General features: G+C 56.8%; 1 protein-coding gene. It reads left to right on the top strand.

Annotation, left to right across the window (positions count from 1 at the left end):
• The coding region (locus AB1471_RS17575; RefSeq protein WP_367781010.1) for an aminoacyl--tRNA ligase-related protein at positions 1-257 on the top strand (257 nt) is incomplete at both ends.

Raw genomic sequence — 257 nt, 5'->3', positions numbered from 1 at the left:
ATGGAGCACCATTGGCAGGGAATTTACGCTGGCTACTAACCAGGTCGATTTTGCCCAGGGCCGTCGCTTCAAGCTGGCATTCACCAACAAGGACAACCAACCCGAGGTGCCGTTGATCATTCACAGGGCGCCGCTGGGCACGCATGAGCGTTTCATCGGCTTTTTGCTGGAGCACTATGCCGGCAGGTTCCCCACATGGCTGGCGCCGGTGCAGGCGAAAATATTGCCCATCAGCGACAAGTTCATTGGGTATGCAC

Origin of the sequence: Jeotgalibacillus marinus, from assembly GCF_040801915.1 — a bacterium.
GTDB classification, from domain to species: Bacteria; Bacillota; Bacilli; order Bacillales; family Jeotgalibacillaceae; genus Jeotgalibacillus; species Jeotgalibacillus marinus.
This window is presented reverse-complemented; position numbering and strand designations above follow the sequence as displayed.